Annotated in this window: 16 protein-coding genes; 7 read left to right on the forward strand and 9 right to left on the reverse strand. The window is 72.5% G+C overall.

Annotation, left to right across the window (positions count from 1 at the left end; all coding sequences use genetic code 11):
* Positions 1 to 218: 218 nt before the first annotated feature.
* Positions 219 to 971, reverse strand: a complete 753-nt coding sequence (locus tag HWD93_RS13755) for an SDR family NAD(P)-dependent oxidoreductase (RefSeq protein ID WP_071295054.1) — start codon at positions 969 to 971, stop codon at positions 219 to 221.
* A 94-nt stretch (positions 972 to 1,065) separates the two neighbouring features.
* Here HWD93_RS13755 and HWD93_RS13760 point away from each other — a divergent pair, with 94 nt between their 5' ends.
* Together HWD93_RS13760 and HWD93_RS13765 are read left to right on the forward strand one after the other, a co-directional pair.
* Positions 1,066 to 1,476, forward strand: a complete 411-nt coding sequence (locus tag HWD93_RS13760; protein WP_261647113.1) for a MarR family transcriptional regulator — start codon at positions 1,066 to 1,068, stop codon at positions 1,474 to 1,476.
* Positions 1,473 to 2,819, forward strand: coding sequence for an MFS transporter (locus tag HWD93_RS13765; protein ID WP_261647114.1), 1,347 nt, complete (start codon positions 1,473 to 1,475; stop codon positions 2,817 to 2,819). Before HWD93_RS13760 ends, HWD93_RS13765 begins: the two co-directional genes overlap by 4 nt.
* A gap of 129 nt (positions 2,820 to 2,948) precedes the next feature.
* Here HWD93_RS13765 and HWD93_RS13770 read toward each other — a convergent pair whose 3' ends face one another.
* Entirely contained in the window at positions 2,949 to 3,845 is an 897-nt protein-coding gene (locus tag HWD93_RS13770; RefSeq protein WP_070416970.1) for an alpha-E domain-containing protein, read from the reverse strand.
* A 198-nt stretch (positions 3,846 to 4,043) separates the two neighbouring features.
* Between HWD93_RS13770 and HWD93_RS13775 the strand changes: the two genes are divergently transcribed.
* Both HWD93_RS13775 and HWD93_RS13780 read left to right on the forward strand, forming a co-directional pair.
* Positions 4,044 to 4,574 (forward strand): MarR family winged helix-turn-helix transcriptional regulator, encoded by a 531-nt coding sequence (locus HWD93_RS13775; RefSeq protein WP_070419236.1) that lies wholly within the window; start codon positions 4,044 to 4,046, stop codon positions 4,572 to 4,574.
* 9 nt (positions 4,575 to 4,583) lie between these two features.
* A complete protein-coding gene (locus HWD93_RS13780; RefSeq protein ID WP_261647115.1) occupies positions 4,584 to 4,853 on the forward strand; it encodes a hypothetical protein in 270 nt (89 codons plus the stop codon).
* Here the strand turns inward: HWD93_RS13780 and HWD93_RS13785 are convergent.
* The 6 genes from HWD93_RS13785 to HWD93_RS13810 form a co-directional block, all read right to left on the reverse strand.
* Complete coding sequence (locus tag HWD93_RS13785) at positions 4,850 to 5,692, reverse strand: NAD(P)-dependent oxidoreductase (protein ID WP_261647116.1); 843 nt, start codon at positions 5,690 to 5,692, stop codon at positions 4,850 to 4,852. The two genes, HWD93_RS13780 and HWD93_RS13785, sit on opposite strands and share 4 nt — an antisense overlap.
* Before the next feature lie 66 nt (positions 5,693 to 5,758).
* A complete protein-coding gene (locus HWD93_RS13790; RefSeq protein WP_261647117.1) occupies positions 5,759 to 6,982 on the reverse strand; it encodes a M23 family metallopeptidase in 1,224 nt (407 codons plus the stop codon).
* 20 nt (positions 6,983 to 7,002) lie between these two features.
* The gene (locus HWD93_RS13795; RefSeq protein ID WP_070416974.1) at positions 7,003 to 7,362 is read right to left on the reverse strand and encodes a hypothetical protein; all 360 of its coding nucleotides are present in this window, start codon (positions 7,360 to 7,362) and stop codon (positions 7,003 to 7,005) included.
* A gap of 134 nt (positions 7,363 to 7,496) precedes the next feature.
* On the reverse strand, positions 7,497 to 8,237 hold the full coding sequence (locus tag HWD93_RS13800; RefSeq protein WP_070416975.1) for a 1-acyl-sn-glycerol-3-phosphate acyltransferase: 741 nt from the start codon (positions 8,235 to 8,237) through the stop codon (positions 7,497 to 7,499).
* A gap of 79 nt (positions 8,238 to 8,316) precedes the next feature.
* Entirely contained in the window at positions 8,317 to 10,164 is a 1,848-nt protein-coding gene (gene recQ, locus HWD93_RS13805; protein WP_261647118.1) for a DNA helicase RecQ, read from the reverse strand.
* 9 nt (positions 10,165 to 10,173) lie between these two features.
* Complete coding sequence (locus HWD93_RS13810) at positions 10,174 to 11,316, reverse strand: CPBP family intramembrane glutamic endopeptidase (RefSeq protein WP_261647119.1); 1,143 nt, start codon at positions 11,314 to 11,316, stop codon at positions 10,174 to 10,176.
* A 36-nt stretch (positions 11,317 to 11,352) separates the two neighbouring features.
* On the opposite strand from HWD93_RS13810, the gene HWD93_RS19530 reads away from it, so the two are divergent.
* A complete protein-coding gene (locus tag HWD93_RS19530) occupies positions 11,353 to 12,297 on the forward strand; it encodes a DMT family transporter (protein ID WP_261647120.1) in 945 nt (314 codons plus the stop codon).
* 108 nt (positions 12,298 to 12,405) lie between these two features.
* On the opposite strand, the gene HWD93_RS13820 is transcribed toward HWD93_RS19530, so the two are convergent.
* Positions 12,406 to 12,843, reverse strand: coding sequence for a GNAT family acetyltransferase (locus tag HWD93_RS13820; protein WP_261647121.1), 438 nt, complete (start codon positions 12,841 to 12,843; stop codon positions 12,406 to 12,408).
* Positions 12,844 to 12,939: 96 nt separating this feature from the next.
* Between HWD93_RS13820 and HWD93_RS13825 the strand changes: the two genes are divergently transcribed.
* Positions 12,940 to 13,743 carry a class E sortase gene (locus HWD93_RS13825; RefSeq protein ID WP_261647122.1) on the forward strand — a complete coding sequence of 268 codons (804 nt, stop codon included), beginning with the start codon at positions 12,940 to 12,942 and terminating at the stop codon, positions 13,741 to 13,743.
* On the forward strand, positions 13,740 to 13,916 hold the full coding sequence (locus HWD93_RS13830) for a hypothetical protein (protein ID WP_156794771.1): 177 nt from the start codon (positions 13,740 to 13,742) through the stop codon (positions 13,914 to 13,916). The genes HWD93_RS13825 and HWD93_RS13830 overlap by 4 nt, the downstream gene beginning before the upstream one ends.
* Positions 13,917 to 14,028: the final 112 nt, after the last annotated feature.

Below are 14,028 nucleotides of genomic sequence, written 5' to 3' on the forward strand. Positions count from 1 at the left end.
GCGGCTCGCGTGGGCAGACCCGCTCACGCCCGTCGCGCCTCCCGTCCGACGGCGCGGGGCGCGCGAACGCCCGCGCACCCCGCAGGCGCGCCCAGGCGCGCACTCGGTGAGCAGAAATGGTCGGGTCCGCACGCCGGACCCGACCATTTCTGCTCACCATGCGGCGCCGGCGCCGGCGCCGGCGCCCGCGCCCGCGCGGCGCGCGCGGACGCAGCGCCTCAGTGGGCGCTGTAGCCGCCGTCGACCAGGTGGTAGCTGCCGCTGATGAAGGACGCCTTGTCGCTGAGCAGGAACAGCACCAGGGCCGCGACCTCGGCATCGGTGCCGAGTCGCTGCGCCGCGTGCTCGGCCTCGAGCGCGGTGAGCGCCTCGGGCGAGAGCGACGCGCGCACGAGCGGCGTGTCGATGAAGCCCGGGCCGACCGCGTTCGTCCGGACGCCCTGCGCCGTGTACTCGAGGGCGGCGACCTTCGTCAGGCCGACCAGCGCGTGCTTCGACGCCACGTAGGCGGCGTTCTGCGCGATGCCGACCGAGCCGAGCACCGACGACATGTTCACGATCGCGCCACCGCCGGCGGCGACCATCGCGGGGATCTCGTAGCGGAGGCCGTAGAACACCCCGTCGAGGTCCACCGCACGCACGCGGTCCCACGCGGCGACGTCGTACTCGCCGATGGACTGCGGTGCGGCGCCGATGCCGGCGTTGTTCACGGCGAGGTGCAGGGCTCCGTACGTGTCCACGGCGAACTGCACCATGCGCTCGTTGTCGGCGGCGACGGCCGAGTTGGCCTCGAACGCACTCGCGGTCCCGCCGGCTTCCTCGATCGACGTCACGACCCGCTGTGCGGAGTCGAGCTTGATGTCGGTGACGACGACCGTCGCGCCCGCAGCGGCGAGCTCCTTCGCGACGGCCTCGCCGATGCCGCTGCCGCCACCGGTGACGATGGCGACCTTGCCCTCGAACTCGGACATGATTCCTTCTCTCTGGACAACACCTGTTGTTCAACAGCACGATACACCCGAAAACCAGTTCGTTCGCTGAACTAATTTGCTAGGCTAACGACCTGTGACCGACGCCACCGACCTCCGCATCGCGGTGAACCGCCTCTCCCGCACGCTCCGTGCGCAGAAGGCCGACACCACCGTCAGCGATGCCCAGTTCTCCGCGCTCGCCCGACTGCACCGCGACGGCCCGATGACCCTCGCCGAACTCAGCCGGCAGGACGGTGTCACCCCACCGTCGATGACGAAGACGATCGCCGTCCTCGTCGAGCGCCGCCTCGTCTCGAAGGGCGACCACGGCGACGACCGCCGCAAGGTCCTGCTCGGGGCGACCGGCGCCGGTGCCGCGTTCGTCGAGGAGACCCGTCGTCGTCGGGACGGCTGGCTCACCCCGCGGCTCGCCGAGCTCACCGACGCAGAACGGCGGACCCTCGCGGACGCCACCGAGATCATGAGGAGGCTGGCCCAGCAGTGACCGCCATGTTCCGCTCCCTGTCCGGCCGCAACTACCGCATCTGGTTCGCCGGCGCCCTGGTGTCCAACGTCGGCACCTGGATGCAGCGCACCGCCCAGGACTGGATCGTCCTGACGAAGCTGTCCGACAACGACGCCATCGCGGTCGGCATCACGATGGCCCTGCAGTTCGGTCCGCAGCTGCTCCTCCTGCCCCTGACCGGGCTCGCCGCCGACCGGTTCGACCGGCGCAAGATGCTCATGCTGACGCAGGGGCTGATGGGCGCCCTCGGCCTGGGGCTCGGCATCATGGTGCTGACCGACACCGCCACGATCTGGTCGCTCTACGGGTTCGCCCTCGCGCTCGGCATCGTCGCCGCGTTCGACACCCCGATCCGCCAGGCCTTCGTGTCCGACGTCGTGCAGGGCGAGAACGTCGCCAACGCCGTGGCGCTCAACTCGGCCTCCTTCAACGCCGCCCGGCTCATCGGCCCCGCGGTCGCCGGCGTGCTCATCGCGGCGATCGGCTCCGGCTGGGTGTTCGTCATCAACGCCGCGTCGTTCCTGGCCGTGCTCATCGCGCTCCGCTTCGTCGACCCCGCACAGCTCGCCGAACGGATCCGGCCGAAGCGCGGCAAGGGGCAGATCCTCGCGGGCTTCCAGTACGTGCGGACGCGGCCGGACATCATCGTCGTGCTCTGCATGATCTTCGTCGTCGGGACCTTCGGCGTGAACTTCCCGATCTTCACCTCGACCATGGCCCGCGTCGAGTTCCACAAGGGGGCGGGCGAGTTCGGCCTGCTCAACTCGGTCATGGCGATCGGCTCGGTCGCCGGCGCCTTGCTGTCCGCACGCCGCGACCGCCCGCGGATGCGCACGCTCGTCGTCGCCTCCGCCGGGTTCGGCCTGGCATGCGTCGCGGCCGCCGTCGCCCCGACGTACTGGTCGTTCGCGATCGTCCTGGTGTTCGTCGGGCTCGCGTCGCTGACGTTCATGACGACCGCGAACGCCCTCGTCCAGACCACCACGAAGCCCGCGATGCGCGGACGGGTGATGGCCCTCTACATGGCGATCTTCGCGGGCGGCACCCCCATCGGCGCCCCGATCGTCGGTGCCGTCGCCGACGCGTGGGGTCCGCGCTGGGCCATCGCCGTCGGCGCGGCATCGGGGTTCGTGGCCCTGGCGATCGCGCTCGTGTGGCTCATCCGGTACGAGCGCTTCCGGGTGCGGTACGACGCGGAAACCCGGCTGCACCTGGCGATCACGCACGCGGTGCCGGTCGTGGGGACCCGCGCGTCGCGCGCGGCGCTGCGGCAGGACCTGGAGCGCGACGAGGCGGTCGCGGACCGGTCCAGCGCGGTCTGACGTGACCGCCTGACGGACGGGAGGCGCGGGTCTGCCCCGCACCGCGCCTCCCGTCCGTCGTCACATCGGTCCAGGGCGCAGTCGGGCACGCGAGTTCGGGCGCAGCTCAGCGGGCGCGTTCACCGCGGCTCAGCGCGCGGGTTCGGGCGCGGCGAAGACGCGTTCGTCGAGGGCCTGCACCACCAGGTCCGCCGCCGCCGCGAGCCGCTCCCCCGCGGCGCGGGCTGCCAGCACCGCGCCGTCGTCGGACACCGACTCGAGGCCCGCCCGGGTGTCCGCGAACGCACGCACCTCGTCGGCGATGCACGACGGCGCCACGTCGGCGAGGCACTCGTCCGCCCGCCGCGCGAGGAACCGCAGCGACCGCGGACTGTGCTCGTCCAGGAGCAGGAACGCCGCGGCGTCCTCCGGCCCGGGCGTGTGGTGATCGCGGCCGCGCTGGAACGCCTCGCCGGCGCCGCACGCCCGGAGCGCCGTCGTCCACGACGCACCCGACTCCGGGTCGAGCAGCCCCGACGCGAGCAGTCGCGCCGTGGCCGAACACCGCTGCAGCGCACGGCCGAGCGTGAAGAACTCCCAGACCTCGTCGTGGCTCGCATCAGCCTCGACGACCCCGATCGCCAGGGCACTGCGCTCCCGCACCCACGCCAGGAACTCGTGGGCACGATCGGGTGCGACCTTGCGGGGCATCCGCGACCGGGTGACGTTGAGGCAGTCCCACAGTTCGGTGGAGACGACCTCACGGGCACGCCGGGCGTTGTCCCGCGCGACCGCGACGGCCGACGCGATGGACGCCGGTTCGTGCCGGTCGAGGGCGAGGGAGTCGATCGTCGAGGCCCGGTCCGGGTCGTTCGCCGGTCCCGCGGCCCCCACGACCGCCCGGAGCTCGGCGGCGACCGCCCGGTCGTGCTCGACCCCGGCGGGCTCACCGCGGGCGACGTACACGTCGAGCATGCGCGCGACGACCTCGGCCCGTTCCACGGCGCTCCCGACGTGGAACACGCTCCCCGCGAGTCGGCTCAGCACGTCGGCTCCTGCATGCCGTGAACCTACTGACCGGGGATTGCGAGGGTGTTTCGTCGCCGCGTCACGGGTGTTGCGGCTCGGCGCGGACCCCGCTGGTGCGCCCGTGTGCCGGGTCCGATCCTGGACGTCCGGCGTGCGTCCCCGGTCCACTCTCCGCGCTCGCTAGACAATCTAACTAGAGCGTCTAGCATTGTGACCATGAGTACCGAGGTGACGACGAGCGCCGCGGGGTTCTGGTACGGCGAGGATTCCCGGGTCGACGCGGTGGACGTGCTGAACGCACTCCGCAGGTACCGGAGCGCCGAGAGCGCGGCACAGCGACGCGCGCGTGAGGCACTGGGCATCGGCGAGAACGCCCTGCTCGCCCTCCGCGCACTCCTCGACGCGGAAGAGGCCGGCCGCACGGTCAACGCGAAGGACCTCGCCGAACACCTCGACATCACCCCGGCGTCGACGTCGGCGCTCGTCGACCGGCTCGTGCGGAGCGGGCACGTCGAACGCCACCCGGACCCGAACGACCGTCGCGGCGTCATCCTGACCGCGTCCGGTGGCTCGATGCGCCAGGTGCTCCGGGTGATCGACCAGCTCGACTCCCGCGCGGTCGAGGCGACCGAGCACCTGTCGACCGACGACATGGCCGTCATCGTGTCGTTCCTCGACGAGATGGTCCGCGTCGTGGACGGCGTCGACGTCGCCGGTCGTGGGCACCGCGTCAGCCGGTCCGCGTAGCCTGCTGGCATGGCAGACTCGGGCACCGACGGCACCGACGGCACCGCGACGCCCGCGCCGCACGATCCCGAGGACGACATGCCCCTGGCGGAGCTCGACGCCCGGGCCCGCGCGGACGCCGCACTCCGTCGGATCCAGGCCGGGGCCGATCCCGCGCGCGAGGCGTTCGACCTCGCCAACACGATGAACGACGAGACCGTGGGTCGCCTGACGAGCGCGCTCCGACGGTTCCTCGGACGGGACGGGCGCCGCACGGCCCGGCGTGACGACCTGCGCTAGAACGCCGTGCCGACGGCAGCGATGTCGTCGCCGCCGTGTCCCGCAGCGCTGGCGTCGGCGTAGACCCGGCCCAGTGCGTCGAGCAGGACCGTCGACACCCCCGTGCTGCGCGCGGCGTCGGTGATGAGGCCGATGTCCTTCCGGAGACCGTCGAGCGCGAACTGCGCCGGGAACGATCCCTCGATGATCGACTTGCCCTTGGCGTGCGCGTAGGCCGAGTCGCTGGCGCTGCCGTCGATCGCCTCGAGGAAGAGCGCCGGGTCCAGCCCGAGCGACTTCGCGACCGCGAGCGACTGCCCGGTCGCGGCCGTGATCGACGCGATCCAGGCGTTCGCCGCGAGCTTGAGCGCGGTCCCGGCACCGACCTGGTCCCCCGCACGCACGGTCTTCGCGCCGATCGCGTCGAGCACCGGGTCGATGCGGTCGAGCACGTCCGCAGGGCCGGCGGCGAGCATCGTCAGGGTGCCCTGCTCAGCGGGTGCCTTCGTGCCGAGCATCATCGCCTCGACGAGGGTTATCCCGTACTTCGCGGCGAGCTGCACGACGGTCTCGGTGCCGGCGACGCCGATCGTGGAGCACTGCACCCACACGGCGTCGGTCGGGGCGTCGCCCGCGGAGGCCTCGAGGACGTCCACCACCGCGTCCGTGTCGAAGAGCGTGAGCAGCACGACCTCGGCATCGGCCACCGCTGCACCGGGGTCGTCCGCCACGGTCGCACCCTGCTCACCCAGCGGAGCGGCCTTGTCGGCGCTCCGGTTCCACACGGTCACCGTGTGGCCCTCGCGGAGCAGCGACCCAGCCACTCCGGCACCCATCGCCCCGGTCCCCAGTACCGTCACCCGCACGCGCGTCTCCGTCCCTGCGCCGCACCGTGCGGTCGCCCGTTCGACGGTACGCGCCGTCGATCAGAGCAGTCCGCGGTCCCGGAGCCACACCGCCGGATCGACCGCCACCCCACCGTGGAGGACCTCGAAGTGCAGGTGCGACCCGGTCGAGACGCCGGTGTTCCCCACGGCGCCGATGCGCTGCCCCGCCGTCACGGTCTGCCCCACCCGGACACCGATCTGGGAGAGGTGCCCGTACCGGGTCTGGGAGCCGTCGGCGTGCTGCAGCAGGACCTGGTTCCCGTACCCGCCGACGACCCCGGCGGACACCACGCGTCCGGACATCGCCGCGACGACGGCCGTCCCCTCACGCGCGGCGAAGTCGAGCCCCTGGTGGTTCGTCGAACACGCACCGCAGCCGCTGACCCACCGGGAGCCGAAGCCGCCCGCTGCCGGAGTCGTCCCCGCGACGGGCCTCGCCGCCGAGGCGCCGGGAGCTGGCTCGGACGACGGGGCCGCTGCCGCGCGACGCTCGGGTGCCCGGCCGATCGCGAAGCCGTCCCGCTCGGCGCGGGCGGTCGACGTCGCCGAGGTCGTGTACTCCTGCACGTCGAGCGCCGGGAGCACCGACGTGGCGCTCGCTGCCGTCGCCGTCTGCGGTGTGGCGACGGTGACGAACAGGCACGCGGCGACGGCGGTCGCGGTGAGCGGGACGGCCCGTGCGGACGCGAAGGCCGAGCCGATCGAACGGAGCGGCAGCGTGATCGCCTGGGTGACGGCATGCCCGAGGGCAGTGGGCCGGATCGCGGGCGTCTCGGTGCGCAGCGTCCGTCGCGACGGCAGGGGCTGGGGGTTCCCTGCGCTGGTGGAGACCGGGGCGGCGGGAGGGGACACCGCCGCCCCGGTGGTCGAGTGGGTGACGGCTCCGGTCGTCACGGTCGGGGACACGACCGGGACGGCCGGCAGGGCCGACGCAGCCCGGCGGGCCCTCGGTCTGGCTGCCGGCGGGGTCGACGGCTCGGACGCCGGGGGAGTCGGCGCGGGCGACGCCGCGGGGAGATCGGGATGCCGGAGGCTGGCGGTGCCCGGAACGTCGGTGCCCGGCGTCTCGATGCTCGGAGCGGCGTCGCGCAGCGGCGTGGCGCCGGTGCCGGTGCCGGGCGCGGTGGTCGGGTCCGCCGCCGCACGCTCTGCGGCACGGCGAGCACGACGGGTGGGGAGCGGCTCGACCCCGGCCGGGGCGTTCGCCGCGTGGCGAGCGGCGCCCCGCGGGCGCATCGGCAGGCGGTCCGTCGTCGTGGACATCGGCTTCGTCGAGGGCCGGCTCAGGCGCGGACGACGCCGTCGCGGGCGATGCGGTCGAGCTCGGTCACGACGGCGTCCACCACGGCGCGGGTGATCGCGTCGGCGACGGCCTCGACCAGGACGAGCTGCTCCGGAGCCACCGCGTGGGCGGTCGTCGCGGCGACCACGCGCGTCGGGATGGCCTCGATCGCGGCGACGAGCGACGCCGGGACGAACACGGGGCCCTGCGGCTCGACCGGGGCGGTCATCGGCGAGGTCGGCGCGGGGGCGAACGTGGCCCGGGAGATGGTCGGCGCACTCGGAGCTGCCGGTGCCGCCGGAGCGGGGGTCGGCCGTTCGGCACGGCGGGCGATGGAGTCGAAGAGCGGCGTGGAGGACATGCTGCTTGCCTTCCGATCAGGTGGTCGGGCGTCCCGTTCTCGGGCGGGACGCGGTCGGAGTGTGCCCCTGGGCACAACTCCATTCAACCACCAGTATTTCAGATGTGCAATAGCATGTTTCGTGTATGCGCTCGTCAGTCGGGCTCGACCGCGGCCGTCGGGTCGTCGCGTCTGAGGACCTGCCGCACCCGTTCGACGATCGTCGCCGGCGGGTTGTTGTAGGCGTTCGCGGGCTCCTGTCCGCTGAGCTCCTGGATCGCCGCCATCACGGCGTCCGTCGCGTGACGACGAGCCCGGCCGGACGAGGCCTCTCCGAAGCCGGAGAGGTCGAGCGGCGTACCGAACTCGACCGTGACCTTCGCGAGCTTCGGGACGCGCGAACCCACCGGCTGGACGTCCTGGGTGCCGGTGAGGGCGACGGGCACCACGGGTGCACCACTCGTCAGGGCCAGCCAGGCCACTCCGGTGCGGCCCCGGTAGAGCCGGCCGTCGAGGGACCGGGTGCCCTCGGGGTAGATCGCGAACGCATCGCCGGCCCGGAGCCGCTCGAGCCCGAGGTCGAGGGCCTCTTGCGCCGCCGAACCCGCACCCCGCTCGACACCGATCGCGCCGATGCCCTCGAAGAAGCCCCGCGTCACCGAGCCCCGGAAGCCCTTGCCCGTGAAGTACTCCTTCTTCGCGAGGAAGAACACCTTCCGCGGGGCGAGGAGGCCGATCGTCGGGGAGTCGATGAACGAGCGGTGGTTGCTCGCGAGGATCACCGGGCCACGCTTCGGGATGTTCTTCCGACCGATGATCCGCGGCCGCCAGATCATGCGAGCGAGCGGCGCCACGAAGGCACGGCTCAGCGTGGTGTACTTCGACGATCCGGACACACGGGCCTCCTCGTGACGGGAGTCTCCGAGTGTAGTGATCACGACCCCGATCGCATGCCCGCCACGGAATGTGTCGCGATCACTCGGCCGCGGCGACGACGTCGAGCACCGCACGGCCGTAGCGCTCGAGCTTCGCCCCGCCGACGCCGGAGATCTCGGCGAGCTGGTCTTCGTCCGACGGCTTCACCGCCGCGATGCCCCGCAGCGTCGCGTCGTTGAAGACCACGTACGCCGGGACGCCCTGTTCGCGGGCCTGGGCCGCACGCCAGGCGCGCAGGGCCTCGAACAACCCGAGGGCTTCCTGGGGCATGTCGGTCACGACGGTCCGACGGTTGCGGGAGTCCCGGGGTGCCTTCACCGGGTCGCGCCGCATCCGGACCTGCACGCGGCCGCCGAGGATGTCGGCGCTCGTCGGGCTCAGGACGACCGTGCCGAACCCGTCGCCGGACACCGCCGCGTAGCCCTGCGCGAGGAGCTGTCGGGCGACGGTGCGCCACTCCGCCTCGCCCAGGTCGCTGCCGATGCCGAACGTGGCGAGGGACTCGTGCCGGAGCTCCTGCACGCGGGGCGACTGCTTGCCGACGAGGATGTCCACGAGGTGCGAGACGCCGTAGCGCTGCCCGCGTTCACGGTCGAGCCGGACCACGGTGGAGAGGAACTTCTGCGCCGGGACCGTGCCGTCCCACGACTCGGGCGGGGCGATGCACGTGTCGCAGTTGCCGCACGCCGTGCTCTCCTGCCCGAAGTACGCGAGCAGTCGGACGCGCCGGCACTCGATGGTCTCGCACAGGGCGAGCATCGCGTCGAGGTGCGCGCTGAGCTGCCGACGGTGCGCGGCGTCGCCCTCGGACTGGTCGATCATCCGGCGCTGCTGCACGACGTCGTTCAGGCCGTACGCCAGCCAGGCGGTCGATGGGAGCCCGTCGCGCCCGGCACGACCGGTCTCCTGGTAGTAGCCCTCGACCGACTTCGGCAGGTCGAGGTGCGCCACGAACCGGACGTCCGGCTTGTCGATCCCCATGCCGAACGCGATGGTGGCGACCATGACGACGCCGTCCTCGCGCAGGAACGCGGACTGGTTCCGTTCCCGCACCTTGGCGTCGAGACCGGCGTGGTAGGGCAGCGCCGGGATCCCCTGCTCGGACAGCGCGGCCGCGGTGCGCTCGACCGAGTTGCGGGAGAGGCAGTACACGATGCCCGCGTCGCCGCTGTGCTCGGTGCGGATGAAGGTGAGGAGCTGCTGCAGCGCCCCGGTCTTCGGTTCGATGCGGTACTGGATGTTCGGCCGGTCGAAGTCGGCGACGAAGTGCGCGGCGTCGTCGAGGCCGAGGCGGGCGGAGATCTCGCGGTGGGTCTGCGGCGTCGCGGTGGCGGTCAGGGCGATGCGCGGCACGGTCGGCCAGCGCTCGTGCAGGACGCTGAGCTCGAGGTAGTCCGGCCGGAAGTCGTGGCCCCACTGGGCGACGCAGTGCGCTTCGTCGATGGCGAACAGGGCGATCCGCGCGCGGTCGAGCAGTGCGCGCGTGGACTCGAGCCGGAGCCGCTCGGGCGCGAGGTAGAGCATGTCGACCTCGCCCGAGACCACGGCGCGTTCGACCCGGGCACGTTCGTCCGGCCCCTGCGTGGAGTTGAGGAACGCAGCCTTGACGCCGTTCGCCGCGAGGGCGTCGACCTGGTCCTGCATGAGCGCGATGAGCGGCGACACGACCACGCCGACGCCGTCCCGCACGAGCGCCGGCACCTGGTAGCAGAGCGACTTGCCACCGCCGGTCGGCATGAGGACGAGCGCGTCGCCCCCGGTGACGATCTGGTCGATGATCGAGGCCTGTTCGCCCCGGAAGTCGTCGTAGCCCCACACGCGGTGCAGGACGTCGAGCGCGGCGGCTCGGGAAGCAGACACGGCGGCGGGCGCGGGCGTGGTGCTCATGCCACGAGCCTACGGCCGACCGACGACACCCACGGCGTTGTCCACAGGTGCTGCGTCCGCCCCGTCGGCCGAGCCGGCCGTCTCGTCGAGGCGGGCTGGGGCGCTCGCCCAGCCCGTGCCTCCTGGACTGAACCAGCGCCCGCCACCCGCCCAGACCGGTGCCGGACCTCGGAACCGCGGTGCGGCCGCGCCCGCGAACCGGCGGTCGAGGCGGCGCCACCGGGCGAGCACCTCGACCATGCCCCAGTAGAGCAGCGAGGTACCGAGGGTGACGAGCCAGCCGCCGATGGTCCCGTTGGCGTCCTGCGACGAGAGGTCGATCCGCGACCACCCCGGCGCCTGCAGCACGAAGATCATGATGTTGTTGAAGGCGTGCTGCAGCACCGTCGCCTCGAGGCCGCCGGTCCGCAGCACGATGATCGCGGCGATGAGGCCGAACGACCCGACGTCGAGGATGCCCCAGACGTTGTAGCCGTTCGGGATGTGCAGCAGGGCGAACACGACGGTCGACACCGCGACGGCGAGGACCGTGCCCACGATGCGGACCGGGATCCACGAGCCGATGGTCTGCATGAGGAAGCCGCGGAAGATGTACTCCTCCGCCGCGCCCTGGAACGGCACGAGCACGATGACGAGCACGAGCGTCGTGGTGAGCGTGCCGAGGGACACCGTCGATTGGCCGATCGCGGCGTGGTTCCAGGCGAAGCCACCGTCCGTCGTGATCATCCCGCCGTCCCAGAAGAGCCCGGTCTGCACGACGAACATGATCGCCGCGATGACGAGCGTCGGGATGAGACACCAGGCCGTCCAGCCCCAGCGCACCCGGAACCGCGTGGACGACAGGATCCCGGCGGGACCGACGCGCGCGATCTTCACCGCGAGCAGGATGCCCGGCAACAGGACCACGAGGGACACGAGCGAGAGCGACAGCACCACCGGGTCGGTTGGGTCGAGCGCCCCGCTCGCGAGGTCGTTCTGCAGGTCGATGAGCGCCTGCGGCCCCTGGGTCGCACCGATCGGCACGAAGTACGCGACGGCGATGATCACCTGCGAGACGAAGTACCAGCCGGCGAGGAACGCCAGCGCCACGAGCGGGCGCCACCACCTCCAGCGTGCGTCGACGCGGGGCAGGCGGTGGTAGGGAACGCTCACGCCACGCAGGCTACCGGGCCGGGCAGGATGGGAGCCGTGCTCACCGTCGTCCTCGGCCTGTCCGGCGCGCTCGTCTACGGGTTCGCCGACTTCCTCGGCGGCCTCGCGTCACGTCGTGTCCGTGCGGTGACCGTCGCCGCCGTCGCCGCGACGGTCGGGATCGTGCCCCTGCTGGTCGGGCTCGTGGTGGTCGGGGGTGCGTTCGGTGCGGAGTCCGTCCTGTGGGGCGCGATCGCCGGGGTGTCCGGAGGCGTCGGCGTCCTCCTCCTCTACCGCGCGCTGGCGATCGGCCCGATGAGCGTGCTCTCGCCGCTGACCACCGTCTTCGCCGCCGTCGTGCCCGTCCTGGTGGCGGTGCTGCGCGGGACGGCGTTGTCGGGTCTCGCGGTGGTCGCGCTGGTGGTGGCGGTCCTCGCGGTGGTCCTGGTGGCATCGGTGCGGGACACGTCGGGTGCGCGGGTGACCGCGGTGGGGCTCGTGACGGCGGCGGTCGCGGGGTGCGGCTTCGGCGGGATCGTGCTCGCGTACGACATGACGCCGTCGGACGCGGGGGTGGCGCCGTTGGTCGTGTCGCGGGTGCTGCAGGCGGTGCTGCTCGGGACGGCGGCGGTCGTGGTGACGCGGCGGGCGGCGGTCACGGGGCGGGGCCCTGGAGGCGCGGCAGACCCCGCGAGGTCGGCCGACGCTCCGAGGTCTGCCGCGCCTCCCGGCATCCGTGGTGGCGGACGCTGGCCGGCTCGCCTGGTGTGGACGGTGGTCGCCTGCGGCGTCCTCGACGCCGCGGCGAACGTCTTCATCCAGGCGGGGCTGCACTCGAGTGCGGACCCGGCGACCCTGCCCGTGGTGAGCGTGCTCAACGCGCTGTACCCGATCGGGACGGTCGTGCTCGCCGGGATCGTGCTCCGGGAGCGGCTGACGCCCGTGCAGTGGGCCGGGATCGTCCTGGCGTTCGGCGCCGCGGTGGGGCTGGCGCTCGCGTAGGGGGTCGCTGCGCCGCATCGGGCGAGTCTCGCCTGGGCGGACAGTTTCGTGCTCGCAGGGCTGCGAAACTGTCCGCGGAGCCGAGACTCGGGGCGGCCGGAGCGGGCGTCAGGCGTCGGGGATGAGCCGCTTGCCGAGCGAGACCGTGCGGTCGTCGGTGTAGCCGAGTGCCTCGTAGTAGCCGATGACCTGCTCGTTGCCGGCCCGGACCTGCAGGTTGAGCTTCGGGCAGCCGAGGTCCGTCAGCAGTCGCTCGAACTCCGCCATGAACGCGCGCCCGAGCCCTGAGCCCTGCAGGTCCGGCTGCACCGCCAGGTAGTTCACCCAGCCGCGGTGCCCGTCGAACCCGGCCATGCCCGCTCCGACGACCGGGTGGGCGGGGTCCTCGGCGTCCTCGGCGACCAGGAACAGCTCGGGCTGCACGGTCAGCTTGCGGGCGATGTCGCGGCGGGGGTCGTTCCACGGACGGACGAGACCGCAGGCCTGCCACAGGGCGACGACGGCTTCGGTGTCGGCCGGGTCGAACCGGCGGAGGACGTGCTGCATCACTTCACCGTAACGGTGCTGTGGACAACCTCGTCACGGGGTCGTCGTCGTGATCTGATAGACCTGTCCGACCACCCCATCCGGATCAGGAGCCCCGTGACCGCACACGAGACACTCCCGTCGCGCCGAGACCGCCGCGACGGCGCGGCCGGTGCTGCACGACGGGCACCGCGTCGCCGCCAGACCGTGGGTGGCGCCATCGTCTCGCTCATCGCCGAGCTGCTCATCATCGCGGGCGCCGGCACCGGGCTGTACGTGGTGTGGACGGCGTGGTGGACGGACGTCGTCGCGGTCAACGAGCAGACGAAGCTCGTCGACGGCCTCGGGCAGAAGGACGTCTCGGGGACCGGCACCGAGCACCGCGGGCCCGCTCCCGTGCTCGCCGAGCCGCCGAACGTCACCGATGTCTTCGGCACGATGCAGATCCCCCGGTTCGGCAAGGACTACGAGCGCCCGATCGGCGAGGGCACCGACCGTGAGAAGGTCCTCAACACGATCGGCCTCGGCCACTACCAGGACACCGCGATGCCGGGCGCCGAGGGCAACTTCGCCGTCGCCGGGCACCGGGTGACCTACGGCAAGCCGCTCAACCAGATCGCCGAGCTCAAGACCGGCGACGACGTCGTGGTGCGGGTGACCGACGCGAAGACGAAGTTCGACGTCTGGTACGTGTACAAGGTCACCGACTCGCAGATCGTCACGCCCGACCACGTCGAGACCATCGCCCCGGTGCCGAACAAGCCCGGGGTCGAGCCGACGGCCGACGACCGCTGGCTGACCCTGACCGCCTGCCACCCGATGTGGTCGGCGAAGGAGCGGTACGTCACGCACGCCAAGCTCGACTACTGGATGCCCGCGTCGGAGGGCACCCCGAAGGAACTCTCGGAGACGTCGACGTGATCTTCCCGTTCGTCTGGCGCATCCTGCCCGGCCCCGCGGCGCTCAAGGTGATCGAGTTGCTCGTGCTCCTCGCGGCGATCGTGTGGGTCCTGTTCACGTTCGTGTTCCCGTGGGTCGCTGCGGACATCCTGCCGCCGCCGGACGGCACGGTGGACGTCTCGCCGTCGCCCTGACGCGCGGGGTTGCGCAGCGTCCTGGATCCGCACCGTGCGAGGTTTCGCTGACGGTGGGACGTCGGGGGCCTTGCACCGAGCGCGGGACCCCGCACGGTGGCGCGGCGGGGGC

The sequence above is a fragment of the Curtobacterium sp. C2H10 genome (assembly GCF_025407985.1).
Taxonomy (GTDB): Bacteria; Actinomycetota; Actinomycetes; order Actinomycetales; family Microbacteriaceae; genus Curtobacterium.

What these genes read in the sequence shown, in the direction of transcription:
- HWD93_RS13755 (WP_071295054.1), bottom strand. Translation starts at nt 971, where the DNA reads ATGTCCGAGTTCGAGGGCAAGGTCGCCATCGTCACCGGTGGCGGCAGC.
- HWD93_RS13775 (WP_070419236.1), top strand. Translation starts at nt 4,044, where the DNA reads ATGAGTACCGAGGTGACGACGAGCGCCGCGGGGTTCTGGTACGGCGAG.
- HWD93_RS13780 (WP_261647115.1), top strand. Translation starts at nt 4,584, where the DNA reads ATGGCAGACTCGGGCACCGACGGCACCGACGGCACCGCGACGCCCGCG.
- HWD93_RS13790 (WP_261647117.1), bottom strand. Translation starts at nt 6,982, where the DNA reads ATGTCCACGACGACGGACCGCCTGCCGATGCGCCCGCGGGGCGCCGCT.
- HWD93_RS13795 (WP_070416974.1), bottom strand. Translation starts at nt 7,362, where the DNA reads ATGTCCTCCACGCCGCTCTTCGACTCCATCGCCCGCCGTGCCGAACGG.
- recQ (WP_261647118.1), bottom strand. Translation starts at nt 10,164, where the DNA reads ATGAGCACCACGCCCGCGCCCGCCGCCGTGTCTGCTTCCCGAGCCGCC.
- HWD93_RS13820 (WP_261647121.1), bottom strand. Translation starts at nt 12,843, where the DNA reads ATGCAGCACGTCCTCCGCCGGTTCGACCCGGCCGACACCGAAGCCGTC.